Genomic DNA, 13,631 nt, shown 5'->3' with positions numbered 1-13,631 from the left:
ATGGACGGCGGCCTGCGGGCCGCCGTTTTCGTTTCCGGGCCCAGGATTGCGGTCACGCTTGTACACGCGTATAAACATCGCATGAGCTCCCGCCCCGCCGCCGACCCCGGCGCCCGCGAACGCCTGTTGCAGGCCGGCCTGGCGCTGGCGCGCGAACGTGGTCTGAAGGCCTTGACGGTGCGTGCCGTCGCCGCCGAGGCCGGTGCCAACCTCGGCAGCTTCGTGCATCACTTCGGCACCCGCGACGCCTTCGTCGCCGAGTTGATCGAACGCTGGTACGCGCCGATGTTCGGCCAGTTGCAGGACCTCGCCCGGCGCCCCGGCGACCCGCTGCCGGCGCTGCGTGATGCGCTGCTGGAGTTCGTCGGCTGGGTCGCACGCCACCGCGACTTCCTCGCCCTCCTGCTGGCCGACGCCGCGGCCGGCGAACCGGCGGTGCGGCGCTTCGTCGCGACGATCGAACAGCGCCACCCCGCGGTGCTGCTGGGCCTGATCGCCCAGGCGCAGGACGCCGGCCGGCTGCGCCGCGCCGAGCCGCTGCACCAGCTGATGTTCCTGCTGGCCTCGCTGGCGCTGCCGGTGCTGGTGACGCGCTTGATGAGCGGGCGCGAGATCGCGCCGCCGGCCTTCGTCTCCCGGCTGACACCGCTGGCCGTGGCTCCCGAACGCATCGCCGAACGCCTGGACTGGGCGCTGCGTGGCCTGGCCCCCGACCCGGAGCCTCGACGATGAACGCCCTGCCCCAACGTGCTGCGGCGCTCGCCGCCCTGCTCTTCCTGGCCGGCTGCGGCCAGCGCACGGACGCGCCCCTGGCCGGTTATGCCGAAGCCGAGCTGGTCTACGTCGCCGCCTCGGCCGGTGGCACCTTGCGCACCCTGCACGTGCGACGCGGCGACGCGGTGCAGGCCGGCCAGCCGATGTTCGCGCTCGACGCCGACGCCGAAGCGCTGTCGCGCCAGGCCGCCGACGCCCGTCGCGCGGCGGCCGAGTCGCAGGCCGACGACCTGCGCAAAGGCAAACGTCCGCTGGAACGGGCGGCGCTCGACGCCCAGCTCGCCCAGGCCCGCGCCGCGCTGGCGGCCAGCGAGTCGGCGCTGAAGCGCCAGCGTGCGCTCGTGGACCAGGGTTTCGTCTCGGCGGCGCGGCTGGACGAACTCGTCGCCGCGCGCGACGCCGACGCCGCGCGTGTGCACGAGCTCGAGGCCGACCGCCGCCTGGCCGACGAAGCGGCACGCGCCGACGCGGTGGCCGCGGCCGCCGCCAGCGCGCGCGGCGCCGGCGCCGATGCCGCGCTGGCGCGCTGGCACGAAGACCAGAAGGCACGCGCCGCGCCGGTCGCCGCCCAGGTCTACGACACGCTGTACCGCCCCGGCGAATGGGTGCCGGCCGGCTCGCCGGTCGTCGTGCTGCTGCCGCCGGGCGCCGTCAAGCTGCGGTTCTTCGTGCCCGAGGCGCTGCTGGCGCGCGCCCAGGTCGGCGCCAGCGTCGCGGTGGCCTGCGACGGCTGCCCGGCCGGCCTCACCGCGCGCATCGGCCACGTCTCGCACGAGGCGGAGTACACGCCGCCGGTCATCTACAGCAACGAGTCGCGCAGCAAGCTCGTCTTCCGCGCCGAAGCCTGGCCCGACGGCGTCTCGGCGCTCAAGCCCGGGCAGCCGGTGCAGGTGTCGCTGCCGGACGCCGCACGATGAGCGCCGAGCTCGCGATCGACGTGCGCGGCCTGAGCAAACGTTTCGGCACGCGCACCGTCGTCGACGCGATCTCGATCCAGGTGCGCCGCGGCGAGATCTGCGGCTTCCTCGGCCCCAACGGCAGCGGCAAGACGACGACGATCCGCATGCTCTGCGGCCTGCTCGAGCCCGACGCCGGCGAAGGCCGCTGCCTGGGCCTGGACCTGCGCCGCGACGCGCGCCGCATCAAGCGCCGCGTCGGCTACATGACGCAGCGTTTCGGCCTCTACGAAGACCTGTCGATCGAGGAGAACCTGGACTTCGTCGCCCGTGTCTACGGCATGCCGGAGCGCCGCCAGGCGGTCGACGGCGCGCTGGAGCGCCTCGGGCTGGCCGGCCGGCGCACCCAGCTCGCCGGCGCGCTGTCGGGTGGCTGGAAACAGCGCCTGGCGCTGGCCGCCTGCATGCTGCACCAGCCCGAACTGCTGCTGCTGGACGAGCCGACCGCCGGCGTCGACCCCAAGGCGCGGCGCGACTTCTGGCAGCAGATCCACGCGCTGGCCGCCGAGGGGCTGACGGTGCTCGTGTCGACGCACTACATGGACGAGGCCGAACGCTGCCACCGGCTGGCCTACATCAGCTACGGCCGGCTGCTGGCCGCCGGCACCGCCGCCGAGGTGGTGGCCGCCGCAGGGCTGCGCACCTGGACGCTGCGCGGCGAACACCTGGCCGACGCGGTGGCGCTGCTGGCGCACGACGAACGCTGGATGGCGGTGCCCTTCGGCGGTTCGGTGCACGTCAGCGCGCGCGCCGGCGAGGACTTCGCCGCCTGGCTGGACAGTGCCGCGCCCGGCCACCGCTGGACCGTCGAGCCCATCGCCACCGGGCTCGAGGACGTCTTCATCTCGCTGACCCAGCATGCCCAGGATCCTCTCGCTTAGCTGGGGCCGCATCCTCGCGGTGCTGCGCAAGGAGCTGATCCAGCTGCGCCGCGACCGGCTGACCTTCGCGATGCTGATCGGCGTGCCGCTGATGCAGCTGGTGCTGTTCGGCTACGCGATCAACGGCGACCCCAAGCACCTGCCGACGGCCGTCGTCGCGCTGGACGAGTCGCCCGTCGTGCGCAGCGTCGTCGCCGCGGTGCGCAACACCGGCTACTTCGAGATCGTCGCCACGCCGAGCGAAGCCGGTGCCGAGGACCTGATCGCGCGCGGCGAGGTGCAGTTCGCGCTCGTCTTCCCGGGCGACTTCACGCGCCGGCTGCTGCGCGGCGAGACGCCGCCGCTCGTCGTGCTGGCCGACGCCAGCGACCCGGCGGCCACCGGCCAGGCGGTGGCCGCGCTGGCGGCGCTGCCGACGCTGGCTTTGCGCAGCGAGCTCACCGGCCCGCTGGCGCCGCTGGCCGGCGGCGCGGCGCCGTTCGAGGTCCGCGTGCACAAGCGCTACAACCCCGAGGGCATCACCGCGTTCAACGTCGTGCCGGGGCTGATGGGCGTCATCCTGACGATGACGCTGGTGATGATGACCTCGATGGCGATGACCCGCGAACGCGAGCGCGGCACGCTCGAGAACCTGCTGGCCACCCCGGTGCGGCCGGTGGAGATGATGGCCGGCAAGATCCTGCCCTACGTGATCATCGGCTACGGCCAGGTGCTGCTGGTCTTCGCCGCGGCGCGCGTGCTGTTCCACGTGCCGATGGCCGGCAGCTTCGTGCTGCTGTCGGCGATGGTGCTGCTGTTCATCGTCGCCACGCTGGCGGTGGGTTTCACCTTCAGCACCATCGCGCGCTCGCAGATGCAATCGATGCAGATGACGATGTTCTATTTCCTGCCGAACATCCTGCTGTCGGGCTTCATGTTCCCGTTCCGCGGCATGCCGGGCTGGGCGCAGACGATCGGCGAAGTGCTGCCGCTGACGCACTTCCTGCGCATCGTGCGCGCCGTGATGCTCAAGGGCAGTGACTTCGCCGACCTGTGGCCCGAAGCGGCGGCGATCGCCGCTTTCGCGCTGGCCGCCGGCGGGGTGGCGATGCTGCGCTACCGCCAGACCATCGACTGAATCACTCGAACGGGTAGCGCACGCCCAGGCGCTGGCGCATCGCGTCGCTCAGCTCGGCCACCGCCAGCGTCTGCGCCAGCGGCATCGCCGCGTTCTCCAGCTGGCCGGCGGCGATGCAGGCCGTCGCGGCCTCGATCTGGTACTCGAAGCCGTTTTGGCGCAACGGCAGCTCGAGCGTCTGCCCGGGCTCGCCGCGGCGCTGCAGCGTGACGCGCGTGCACTCCCAGAAGTTGGGCTGCAGCGTGATCGTGCCGCGCTGGCCGTGGATGCGGCAGGCGTTGTCGGCCGCGCCGTCGAAGCCGATGACGAACTGCGCCACCGCGCCGCCGTCCCAGCGCAGCTGCGTCGCGAGGTGCAGGTCGACGCCGGTCGGCGCCAGCGTGCCGGTGACGTCGAAGCCCTCGGGCTCGCCGCCGCCCTGGGCCTGCATCACCCACTGCGCCAGCGACAGCGCGTAGACGCCGATGTCCAGCAGCGCGCCACCGGCCAGCGCCGGCGCGAACAGCCGCGAGGCCGGGTCGAAGGGCAGCCGCAGGCAGAACGTGCCCTGCACCGCGTGCACGGTGCCGATCTCGCCGGCTTCCAGCCAGGCGCGCAGCTGCTGCCACGACGGCAGGAAACGCGACCACAGCGCCTCCATCAGGAACACGCGGCGCTCGGCGGCACGGGCGACGACGGCGCGCGCCTGGGCCGCGGTGGCCACCAGCGGCTTCTCGCAGAGCACCGGCTTGCCGGCGTCCAGCGCCGCGGCGATGGCCTGGGCGTGCGCGCTGTGCGGCGTGGCGATGTAGACGGCGTCGACCTGCGGGTCGGCCAGCAGCGCCGCCAGTTCGTGGTGCACGGTGGCCGGCCAGCGCGCGGTAAACGCTTCGGCATGGCCCGGGCGGCCGCCGTGCACGGCCACCAGGCGGGCGCCGGGCACCACGCCCAGGGCGTCGGCAAACCGCCGGGCGATCGTCCCGGGGCCGACGAGGCCCCAGCGCAGCGGCTGGATCGTGCTCATGGACGGAAGGTCGATAGAAGCAGCAGAGGGTCAATCCTGCGCCTTATCACGAGGACCCGGCGGGCGCACGGCTTCGACAATTCCGCCGTGAACGCCCTGCCCCGACCCCTCCGCCCGCTGCTGCCGCTGGCCGCCGCGCTGCTGCTCGCGGCTTGCGCGACGCCTCCCGCGGCCACGCCGGCTGCGGTGCCGGCGCCGCGGGTGGCGGTGCCCGCCAGCGCGGCGCTGCCTGCCTTCGCTGCCGTCGTGAAGGACGCCCGCCGCGTCGATGGCCCGCTGCCGCTGTGGCGCAAGGACGACAGGGTCTGGATCGAACTCGCGCCCGCCGCCTGGGGCCGGCCCTTCCTGCTGTCGCCCAAGATCGCCTCGGGCATCGCCGAAGCGGGCGTGCTGGGCGGGCTGATGGCCTTCCCGGTGTCGGGTGCCGGTGGCACGCAGCTCGTCGAGTTCGTGCGCCAGCACCAGCAGGTGCGGCTGCAGGCGCGCAACGTCGTCGCCAACGCCGAGCCCGGCACGCCCGAGGCACGCGCGGCCGCGGCCTCGTTCGCCTCCAGCCTGCTGGCCAGCGCGCCGGTGGCCAGCCTGCCGCAGCCGCAGACCGGCGCGGTGCTCGTCGAGGCCAACGCGCTCTTCCTGGGCGACCTGCTGGGCGTCGGCATGTCGCTGCAGCGCGCCTTCCGCCAGCCCTACACGCTGGACGCACGCAACACCGCGATCGCCGCGGTGCGCAATACGCCCGAGGCCACGGTCATCGAGACGACGAACCATTTCTACGCCGCGACACTGGCCGCGCCGGCGCCGGGCGGTCCGTCGCTGCCGCGCTGGGTGCCCGACGCACGCAGCCTCGTCGTTGGTCTGCACTACTCGCTGGCGCCGCTGCCGGCCGAGCCGATGCACGCGCGCCGAGCCGACCCCCGCATCGGCAGCTTCACCACGCGCAGCTTCGAGGTCGGCGGCGATCTCGGCACGTCGCCGCGGCAGCGCTGGGTGAACCGCTGGCGCCTGGAGAAGCGGGATCCGGCCGCGCCGCTCTCCGAACCGGTCAAGCCGATCACGTTCTGGATCGACCGCAACGTGCCGCTGGCCTGGCGCGAGACCGTGCGCGACGCGATCCTCGAATGGAACAAGGCCTTCGAACGCATCGGCTTCCGCGACGCGATCGTCGTGCGCCAGCAGCCCGACGACGCCGACTTCGACACGCTGGACGCCGGCCGCGCCTCGGTACGCTGGATGACCACCCCGGAACCGGGCTTCGCCGCGATCGGTCCGTCCCAGGTCGACCCGCGCAGCGGCGAGATCCTGGACGCCGACATCGGTGTCGAGGCCTTGATGACACGACTCAAACGCGTGGAGCGCAGCCAGGTGCTGGCCGGTATCGCGGGCGCGCCGGCACACGATGGCCACGACGCCGCCTGCAGCTTCGCCGACGAAGCCGCCGCGCAGCTGGCCTACGGCCTGGACGTGCTCGCCGCGCGCGAGGACCTGCCGCCCGGCGACCCGCGCACCCAGCGCTACGTCCAGGACTATCTGAAGGACACCGTGATGCACGAGGTCGGCCATGCGCTCGGCCTGCGGCACAACTTCCGCGCCTCGCGCATCTACACCGAGGCCCAGCTCGCCGACCCGGCGTTCACGCGCGAGCACGGCACCACCGGCTCGGTGATGGAATACAACGCGATCAACCTGCCGCGCCCGGGCGCGCCGCTGGCCGCGCCGTTCCAGACCACGCTGGGCCCGTACGACTACTGGGCGATCGAGTACGCCTACAAGCCGATCGCCGCCGCCGACGAGGAGGCCGAACTGAAGCGCATCGCCGCACGCGGCCGAGACCCGCTGCTCGCCTTCGCCAGCGACGAGGACAACACGCTCGGCCTGGACCCCGAGGTCGCGGTCTTCGACCTCGGCGCCGACCCGATCGCCTTCGCCGCCAAACGCCTGGAGATCGCGCGCGACCTGTTCCGCCGTCAGGAGACACGCACGCTGTCCCCCGACGAGGACTATTCGGTGCTGAGGCGATCGATCGCCTTCGCGCTCAACGACGTCGGCCGAAGCGCGCAGCTGCTGCTGCGCCAGATCGGCGGCGTGCGCACGCTGCGCGACTACCCCGGCAGCGGGCGCGACCCGCTGCAGCCGCTGCCCGCGCACACCCAGCGCCAGGCGCTGGACCTGCTGATGCGAGACGTGCTGGGCGCCGACGGCCTGGCGCTGAGCCCCGCGCTGCAGCGCCGGCTGGCGCCCGACTACCTGGAACGTGGCGAGTCGGGCACGCCGACCGACTTCGCGCTGCCGCAGCGCCTGCTGGATCTGCAACGCAGCGTGCTCGTCGCGCTGTCGGGTGACGCGCTGGCGGGCCGTGTGCTGGACGCCGCCGCCAAGGTCGACCACCCGCAAGACGCCTTCGGGCTGGCCGAGCTCTACGGCCGGCTGATGCGCGAGGTCTGGAGCGAACTCGGCGCCGGCAGCACGATCGCGCCGGCGCGCCGCGAACTGCAGCGCGAGCACGCCAACCGCGTGGCAGCCGCGCTGCTGCAGCCCTCGGCACGCGCCGATGCCCGCGCGCTGCTGCGCAGCCAGGCCAGGACGCTGCTGGCGCGCCTGGACGCCGCCGCCGCCCGCCCGGCACGCCGCGACGCCGCCACCCGCGCCCACCTGGACGACAGCGCGCAGACGATCCGGCTGGCGCTCAAGGCACGGCTGGAGCGCGCCGGGGTCTGATCAGGCCGCCAGCGCCTGCGCCAAGCGCCCCGCCTCGATGCGCAGCTGGCGTTCGCAGCGTGCGGCGATCTGCGGGTCGTGGGTCACCAGCACCAGCGTCGTGCCGGCCTCGCGGTTGAGATCGAACATCAGCTCCATCACCTTGGCCCCGGTGGCGAAGTCCAGGCTGCCGGTCGGCTCGTCGGCCAGCAGCACGGCGGGGCGCACGACGAAGGCGCGCGCCAGCGCGACGCGCTGCTGCTCGCCGCCGGACAGCAGCTTCGGATAGTGCCCCAGGCGTTCGGACAGGCCGACCCGCTGCAGCATCTCGGTGGCGGCGGCGCGCGCGTCGCGCCGGCCCATCAGCTCCAGCGGCAGCATCACGTTCTCCAGCGCCGTCAGATGGCCCAGCAGCTGGAAGTTCTGGAAGACGAAACCGACCTGGCGCGCACGCAGCGCGGCACGCTCGTCCTCGTCGAGCGCGAACAAGTCGGTGCCGGCCAGCGTCACCGTGCCCGCCGTCGGCGTGTCCAGCCCGGCCAGGATCGCCAGCAGCGTGCTCTTGCCCGAGCCGGAGGCGCCGACGATCGCGACCGTCTCCCTGGGAAAAAGCGCGAAATCGATGTCGTGGAGAATCGTCAGCGTGCCGGTTGAATCGGCGACCTGCTTCGAGAGGCGTTGGACGGAGATGATCGGATCGGACATTCGGATGCGGTGGACCCGCCGGCAGTGGCTGGCGCATGCTAGCGCGCTCGTCGTCACCCCGGCACTTGCGGGCCCGGCGGCGGCGGCCGACGCGCGCACCCTGCTCGTGCTCGGCGACAGCCTGTCGGCCGAGTACGGCCTGGCGCGCGGCAGCGGCTGGGTCTCGCTGCTGGACAAGCGCCTGGATGCGCAGGCGCCGGGCTGGAAACTGGTCAACGCCAGCATCAGCGGCGAGACGACCTCCGGCGGCCGCACGCGGCTGCCGGCGCTGCTCAAGCAGCACCGGCCCGACCTGGTGGTCCTGGAGCTGGGTGGCAACGACGCGCTGCGCGGCCTGCCGATCGCCAACACGCGCGACAACCTGGCGACGATGGCACGCAGCGCACGCGAGGCCGGCGCCAAGGTCGTCGTCGTCGGCATGGAAGTGCCGCCGAACTACGGCCGGCGCTACGCCGAGGACTTCTCGGCCTCGTTCGCCAAGGTCGCGCGCGAGACCGGCGCGGCGCTCGTGCCCTTCCTGCTGCGCGGCGTGGCCGACGTGCCCGAGGCCGAGACGCTGTTCCAGCCCGACCGCATCCACCCCACCGCGCAGGCCCAGCCGACGATGCTCGACAACGTCTGGCCGGTGCTCAAGCCGCTGCTGCGCTGAGCCTGGACGCAGGACGCCGGAAGGCGTTCTGCGCCTGCCGAAGGCCCGCGCGCGATTTCACGCGCGAGGGCTGAGCCTGGACGCAGGACGCCGGAAGGCGTTCTGCGCCTGCCGAAGGCCCGCGCGCGATTTCACGCGCGAGGGCTGAGCGCCGGCGTCAGCGTTCGTCCTGCCGAGGGCCGGCGCGGCGCTCGTCGCCACCGCGTTTGCCGTCGTCGCGACGCTCGGTGCGGTCCGGCTGGCGCGGTGCCGCCATCTGGGGGCGCTCCGGCGCACGTTCGGGCTGGCGCTCCTGCTGGGTTTCGGTGGGCCGCTCCGGCATCGCCTGACGTGTCGGCGGTTCGACCGGCAGCCGCGTGACCCCTCGACCCGGGCGTTCGACGCCCTGATCGGGCGCGCGGCGCTCGACAGTCTGCGGCGGCGCCGGGCGCGTGCTGCGCTCGTCATCGGGACGCGTCGTCCAGCTGGCACCGCGGCGCTCGTTGGCCGGGCGATCGTCACGCTCGACCGGCTCGCGCCGGGGCATCGCGTGGTCGGGGCCGACCTTGACCGCCGGTTGCTGCGGCCGCGCCGTGCCACGATCGTCCCGGGGCTCGTCGCGCCGGTCGTTGCGGCGATCGTCCCGGCCATCGTCCGCCGCCTTGGACGGCACCGGCACCGGGCGGCCGACGGCCATGCCCGGGCGTTCGCTGTCTCGCGGGCTGTCCGCCTGCACGGGGCTGCGGTTGTCGTGCCGCTCGTCTCGGCGGTCGTCCCTGCGCTCGTCGCGGCGGTCGTCACGCCGGTCGATGGCCGGCGCCCCGCGGCGGCCGTCGTCGGCGCTGGTCCAGCGCGGTGACGGCGGCGCCGGGCGGCGGCCGGGCTCCGCCACCGGCGGCCTGGGCAGCGCCGACGGGCTGTCCACCCGCAGCGGGCGGGTGCCGACCTTGACGTCGACGACCGAGCGCGCCACCGGCTCGCGCCGCACCAGCACGTCGCGCGAGACGACCGTCACGCCGCCGGGCACGCCCTGGTTGGTGTACATGATGGGCCCTGTCTGCACGCGCCTCGGGCCGTGCGGGCGGTGGTTCACGCGGTCGATGTAGACCGGCGTGACGCGGTAGTAGGGCACGAAGACCTCGCGCGGCGCCAGCGGCACCCAGCCGACCGGCGGGCCGCCGACGTTGACCGAGACGCTGAAGTTCGAGCCGCCGACCCAGGCCACCATCGCCGGCGCGTAGACCGGCCGCGCGACGTAGGCCCCCGGGTACCAGGCCCAGCGCCGGCCCCAGTACACCCAGCGGCCGTAGTGGAAGGGCGCGAAGCCCCAGCGGGCGTCGTCGACCCAGGTCCAGCCCCAGGGCGCGATCCAGGCCCAGTGGCCGTAGCGGTACGGCGCCCAGCCGACGGGCACCGCCGTCGGCACCCAGACGTTGCCGTACTCGGGGTGGCGGTCCCAGCTGCCGTAACGGTCCAGGTCCTCGGCGCCGGTCATCTCGGGCGAGACGTAGCGGTAGGCGGCGCTGCGTTCGTCGGCGCGGTCCTCGCGCCGCGCCCAGTCGGCGAACTCGTCGTCCAGCGGCGTGTCCCAGCGGCGCTGTGCCCGGCCGCGTTCGCTCCAGACCTCGACACGGCGGCCGTCGTCGACGGTGAAGGCCTCGTCGTTGCGCGGGTCGACACGCAGCTCGCCGCGCCAGGCGCTGGCCCAGGTGACGTCGTCGACACGGTCGGCGCGGAAGTAGCCGGCACGGCGCGGGCGCAGCGTGGCTTCGTCGGTGACGAGTTCGGTCTCGTCGGCGACCTCGCTGGAGCGAACACGCAACGCGGCGTTGCCGCTGTGCAGGCGCAGCGACACGCGCTGGTCGTCCAGGCGCTGCACTTCCAGCTCGGTGCCGCCGGCCAGGCGCACCGTGGTCGAGCCGATGCGCAGCGTGGCGCGCGCGTCACCGTCGGTGGAGATGCGGTCGCCGCGGGTCAGCGGCCGGTTGGTCGAGGCGTCGATCCAGGCGCCCTGGGCGTCGTCGTAGATCCAGACGCGGCCGTCGGCGGCGGCGATGCGGCCGACACGGCCCGGTGGGTCGTCCTGCGCCGCCGCCTGCAGCGGGACGGCGAGTGCCACGACGGTCAGCAGGCCGGCGACGAGCCGGCGCACGAGGCGTTCAGCGGGGTTCATGAAGCTCCAACGCGTGACGCGGGCATGACGCCGACCGGCGCCGGGGTAACCCGCTGTATCCCGCCCGCTGCGCTCAGTCGTCGCCCGCCGGGTCCAGATCGGGAAAGAGCACGCTGGTGAAGCCGAGTTTCGTCAGGTCGTCCATGCGCGTCGGATACAGCCGGCCGATCAGGTGGTCGCACTCGTGCTGCACGACGCGGGCGTGGAAACCCTCGGCCTCGCGCTCGATGGCCCGGCCCTGGGCATCGAAGCCGCGGTAGCGGATGCGCGCAAAACGCGGCACGACGCCGCGCAGCCCCGGCACCGACAGGCAGCCTTCCCAGCCGTCGACCTTCTCGTCGCCCAGCGGCGTGATCACCGGGTTGCACAGCACCGTCATCGGCACCGCCGGCGCCTCGGGGTAACGCTCGTTGCGCTCGAAGCCGAAGACGACGAGCTGCAGGTCGACACCGATCTGCGGCGCGGCCAGGCCGGCGCCGTTGGCGGCGGCCATGGTCTCGATCATGTCGGCCACCAGCGCGTGCAGCTCGGGCGTGTCGAAGGCTTGCACCGGCTTCGCGATGCGCAGCAGGCGCGCATCGCCCATCTTCAGGATCTCGTGCACGGCCATCAGGCCTCCCCGGCGGGTGCTGCCGCCTCTTCGGTGGTGGCAGCGGCCGCGGCCGCCTCGATCAGCGACTTCAGACCGTCCTCGTCCAACACCGTGATGCCGAGTTCACGCGCCTTGTCCAGCTTGCTGCCCGCTTCCTCGCCGGCGACGACGTAGTGCGTCTTCTTCGACACCGAACCCGCGACCTTGCCGCCGGCGGCCTCGATGATCTCCTTGGCCTGCTCGCGCGACAGCGTCGGCAGCGTGCCGGTCAGCACCAGCGTCTTGCCGGCCAGCGGCAGCGCCGCGGCGTTGGCGACCGCTGCGCCCTCATGCTCGTCCCAGCGGATGCCGGCGGCACGCAGATGCTCCACGACCTCGCGGTTGTGCGGCTGCTCGAAGAAGGTGCGGATGCTCTGCGCGACGATGGGCCCGACGTCGCGCACCTCCAGCAATTGCTCGACGCTGGCGTCCATCACGCGGTCCAGGCTGCCGAAGTGGCGCGCCAGGTCCTTGGCGGTGGCTTCGCCGACCTGGCGGATGCCCAGCGCGTAGAGGAAACGCGCCAGCGTCGTCTGCTTGCTCTTGTCCAGCGCGGCGACGAGGTTGGCGGCGCTCTTCTCGGCCATGCGCTCCAGCGCCGAGAGCTTGAGCACGCCCAGCGTGTACAGCTCGGGCAGCGTGCGGATCAGGCCGCCGTCGACGAGCTGGTCGACGAGCTTGTCGCCCAGCCCCTCGATGTCCATCGCGCGCCGGCCGGCGAAGTGCAGCAGCGCCTGCTTGCGCTGCGCGGCGCAGAACAGGCCGCCGCTGCAGCGGTGGTCGATGCCGCCGCGCTCGCGTGCGACGGCGCTGCCGCAGACCGGGCACTCGCGCGGCATGCGGAAGTTGGGCACGTAGCCGGAGCGTTCGCCCGGCACGCGGCCGACGACCTCCGGGATCACGTCGCCGGCGCGGCGCACGATGACGTGGTCGCCGACACGCACGCCCTTGCGCCGCAGCTCGAACAGGTTGTGCAGCGTCGCGTTGCTCACCGTCGTGCCGCCGACGAACACCGGCTCCAGCTTGGCCACCGGCGTCAGCTTGCCGGTGCGGCCGACCTGGATCTCGATCGCGTTGAGCCGCGTCATCTGCTCCTGCGCCGGGTACTTGTGCGCCACCGCCCAGCGCGGCTCGCGGGTGACGAAACCCAGGCGCTTCTGCAGCGCGATGTCGTTGACCTTGTAGACGACGCCGTCGATGTCGAAGGGCAGCTGGTCGCGCGCCGCGGCGATGCGCTGGTGGAAGGCGACGAGGCCGTCGGCGCCCTGCACCACCGCACGCTCGCCGTTGACCGGCAGGCCGAAGGCGGCCAGCGCGTCCAGCGTGCCGCTGTGCGTGGCGGGCTGGGTCCAGCCCTGCACCTCGCCCAGGCCGTAGGCGTAGAAGCTCAGGCGCTTGTCGGCCAGCGAGCGGCTGTCGAGCTGGCGCACCGCGCCGGCGGCGGTGTTGCGCGGGTTGATGAAGGTCTTGGCGCCCTTCTCGCGCTGGCGTTCGTTCAGGCGCTCGAAGTCGTCGCGCCGCATGTAGACCTCGCCACGCACCTCCAGCACCGGCGGTGCCTCGCCGAACAGGCGCAGCGGGATCTGGACTATGGTCTTGATGTTGTGCGTGACGTCCTCGCCGGTCTCGCCGTCGCCGCGTGTCGCCGCCTGCACCAGCTGCCCGGCGACGTAGCGCAGGTTGATCGCCAGGCCGTCGAACTTCAGCTCGGCGGCGTATTCGACCGGCGGCGCGTCCTCGCCCAGCTCCAGCTCGCGGCGCACGCGGGCGTCGAAAGCCGCGGCGCCGGCGGCGGTGGTGTCGGTTTCGGTGCGGATCGACAGCATGGCCACGGCGTGGCGCACCGGCACCAGCCCGGGCAGCATCTGGCCGATGACACGCTGCGTCGGCGAGTCGGGCGTCAGCAGTTCGGGGTGTTCGGCCTCGATCGCCTGCAGTTCCTGGAACAGGCGGTCGTACTCGGCGTCGGGGATCTCCGGCGCGTCGAGCACGTAGTAGCGGTGGGCGTGGTGGGCGAGCAGGCGGCGCAGCGCCTGCGCACGCGCGGCGGGGGTCGTCTCGGGCATGGC

At 73.4% G+C, this 13,631-nt stretch carries 11 protein-coding genes; 6 read left to right on the top strand and 5 right to left on the bottom strand.

Annotated features, from left to right (window positions below):
* The first annotated feature begins 81 nt into the window (after nt 1-81).
* From EV684_RS03435 to EV684_RS03420, 4 genes are read left to right on the top strand one after another with little or no spacing between them, the layout of a single operon-like run.
* Nucleotides 82-732, top strand: a complete 651-nt coding sequence (locus tag EV684_RS03435) for a TetR/AcrR family transcriptional regulator (protein WP_132644819.1) — start codon at nt 82-84, stop codon at nt 730-732.
* A complete protein-coding gene (locus EV684_RS03430) occupies nt 729-1,691 on the top strand; it encodes an HlyD family secretion protein (protein ID WP_132644818.1) in 963 nt (320 codons plus the stop codon). The genes EV684_RS03435 and EV684_RS03430 overlap by 4 nt, the downstream gene beginning before the upstream one ends.
* The gene (locus EV684_RS03425; RefSeq protein ID WP_132644817.1) at nt 1,688-2,611 is read left to right on the top strand and encodes an ABC transporter ATP-binding protein; all 924 of its coding nucleotides are present in this window, start codon (nt 1,688-1,690) and stop codon (nt 2,609-2,611) included. The genes EV684_RS03430 and EV684_RS03425 overlap by 4 nt, the downstream gene beginning before the upstream one ends.
* Nucleotides 2,589-3,728 (top strand): ABC transporter permease, encoded by a 1,140-nt coding sequence (locus EV684_RS03420; protein WP_200222465.1) that lies wholly within the window; start codon nt 2,589-2,591, stop codon nt 3,726-3,728. Before EV684_RS03425 ends, EV684_RS03420 begins: the two co-directional genes overlap by 23 nt.
* Before the next feature lies 1 nt (nt 3,729).
* Here the strand turns inward: EV684_RS03420 and EV684_RS03415 are convergent, their stop codons facing one another.
* Entirely contained in the window at nt 3,730-4,731 is a 1,002-nt protein-coding gene (locus EV684_RS03415; protein ID WP_132644816.1) for a Gfo/Idh/MocA family protein, read from the bottom strand.
* A gap of 87 nt (nt 4,732-4,818) precedes the next feature.
* Here EV684_RS03415 and EV684_RS03410 point away from each other — a divergent pair, with 87 nt between their 5' ends.
* Nucleotides 4,819-7,446, top strand: coding sequence for a zinc-dependent metalloprotease (locus EV684_RS03410; protein WP_132644815.1), 2,628 nt, complete (start codon nt 4,819-4,821; stop codon nt 7,444-7,446).
* On the opposite strand, the gene EV684_RS03405 is transcribed toward EV684_RS03410, so the two are convergent.
* Entirely contained in the window at nt 7,447-8,130 is a 684-nt protein-coding gene (locus EV684_RS03405; RefSeq protein ID WP_132644814.1) for an ABC transporter ATP-binding protein, read from the bottom strand.
* Nucleotides 8,131-8,134: 4 nt separating this feature from the next.
* Here EV684_RS03405 and EV684_RS03400 point away from each other — a divergent pair, with 4 nt between their 5' ends.
* Entirely contained in the window at nt 8,135-8,779 is a 645-nt protein-coding gene (locus tag EV684_RS03400) for an arylesterase (RefSeq protein ID WP_132644813.1), read from the top strand.
* Nucleotides 8,780-8,936: 157 nt separating this feature from the next.
* Here the strand turns inward: EV684_RS03400 and EV684_RS03395 are convergent, their stop codons facing one another.
* The 3 genes from EV684_RS03395 to ligA all read right to left on the bottom strand — a co-directional run bounded on the left by EV684_RS03395 (nt 8,937) and on the right by ligA (nt 13,628).
* Nucleotides 8,937-10,931 carry a DUF6600 domain-containing protein gene (locus EV684_RS03395; protein ID WP_132644812.1) on the bottom strand — a complete coding sequence of 665 codons (1,995 nt, stop codon included), beginning with the start codon at nt 10,929-10,931 and terminating at the stop codon, nt 8,937-8,939.
* A 73-nt stretch (nt 10,932-11,004) separates the two neighbouring features.
* Nucleotides 11,005-11,541: a peptide deformylase gene (gene def, locus EV684_RS03390; protein WP_132644811.1), complete on the bottom strand. Its 537-nt coding sequence runs from the start codon at nt 11,539-11,541 to the stop codon at nt 11,005-11,007.
* Entirely contained in the window at nt 11,541-13,628 is a 2,088-nt protein-coding gene (gene ligA, locus EV684_RS03385) for an NAD-dependent DNA ligase LigA (RefSeq protein WP_132644810.1), read from the bottom strand. The genes def and ligA overlap by 1 nt, the downstream gene beginning before the upstream one ends.
* Between the last annotated feature and the right edge of the window lie 3 nt (nt 13,629-13,631).

This window comes from Rubrivivax gelatinosus (assembly GCF_004340905.1).
Taxonomy (GTDB): Bacteria; Pseudomonadota; Gammaproteobacteria; order Burkholderiales; family Burkholderiaceae_C; genus Rubrivivax; species Rubrivivax gelatinosus.
Note: the sequence above shows the minus strand (reverse complement) of the source record. Positions and strands in the feature narration are given on the sequence as shown.

What these genes read in the sequence shown, in the direction of transcription:
- EV684_RS03435 (WP_132644819.1), top strand. Translation starts at nt 82, where the DNA reads ATGAGCTCCCGCCCCGCCGCCGACCCCGGCGCCCGCGAACGCCTGTTG.
- EV684_RS03430 (WP_132644818.1), top strand. Translation starts at nt 729, where the DNA reads ATGAACGCCCTGCCCCAACGTGCTGCGGCGCTCGCCGCCCTGCTCTTC.
- EV684_RS03425 (WP_132644817.1), top strand. Translation starts at nt 1,688, where the DNA reads ATGAGCGCCGAGCTCGCGATCGACGTGCGCGGCCTGAGCAAACGTTTC.
- EV684_RS03420 (WP_200222465.1), top strand. Translation starts at nt 2,589, where the DNA reads ATGCCCAGGATCCTCTCGCTTAGCTGGGGCCGCATCCTCGCGGTGCTG.
- EV684_RS03415 (WP_132644816.1), bottom strand. Translation starts at nt 4,731, where the DNA reads ATGAGCACGATCCAGCCGCTGCGCTGGGGCCTCGTCGGCCCCGGGACG.
- EV684_RS03405 (WP_132644814.1), bottom strand. Translation starts at nt 8,130, where the DNA reads ATGTCCGATCCGATCATCTCCGTCCAACGCCTCTCGAAGCAGGTCGCC.
- EV684_RS03400 (WP_132644813.1), top strand. Translation starts at nt 8,135, where the DNA reads ATGCGGTGGACCCGCCGGCAGTGGCTGGCGCATGCTAGCGCGCTCGTC.
- EV684_RS03395 (WP_132644812.1), bottom strand. Translation starts at nt 10,931, where the DNA reads ATGAACCCCGCTGAACGCCTCGTGCGCCGGCTCGTCGCCGGCCTGCTG.
- def (WP_132644811.1), bottom strand. Translation starts at nt 11,541, where the DNA reads ATGGCCGTGCACGAGATCCTGAAGATGGGCGATGCGCGCCTGCTGCGC.
- ligA (WP_132644810.1), bottom strand. Translation starts at nt 13,628, where the DNA reads ATGCCCGAGACGACCCCCGCCGCGCGTGCGCAGGCGCTGCGCCGCCTG.